The 438-nt window shown below is 60.3% G+C and carries 1 pseudogene; it reads left to right on the top strand.

Features of this window, described 5'->3' with window-relative positions:
• A pseudogene (locus P5674_RS25965) lies at positions 1-438 on the top strand (CHAT domain-containing protein); the annotation flags it as partial.

Below are 438 nucleotides of genomic sequence, written 5' to 3'. Positions count from 1 at the left end.
TCCAAAACAACCTGGGTTCTGCCTACTCTGACCTCCCCACAGGCGATCGCGCTGCCCACCTGCAACAGGCTATCAAATGCTACAACAATGCCCTCACCGTCTGGAAGCCGGACACCGCCCCCTTAGATTGGGCGGGGACCCAAAACAACCTGGGTAATGCCTACTCTGACCTCCCCACAGGCGATCGCGCCGCCAACCTGCAACGGGCTATCGACTGCTACAACAAGGCTCTCACCGTCAGGAAGCCGGACACCGCCCCCTTAGAATGGGCGGGGACCCAAAACAACCTGGGTTCTGCCTACTCTGACCTCCCCACAGGCGATCGCGCTGCCCACCTGCAACAGGCTATCAACTGCTACAACAAGGCCCTCACGGTCTGGAACCCCGACACCGCCCCCTTAGATTGGGCGGGGACCCAAAACAACCTGGGTAATGCCT

This window comes from Limnospira sp. PMC 289.06 (assembly GCF_032350395.1).
GTDB classification, from domain to species: domain Bacteria; phylum Cyanobacteriota; class Cyanobacteriia; order Cyanobacteriales; family Microcoleaceae; genus Limnospira; species Limnospira platensis.
Note: the sequence above shows the minus strand (reverse complement) of the source record. Positions and strands in the feature narration are given on the sequence as shown.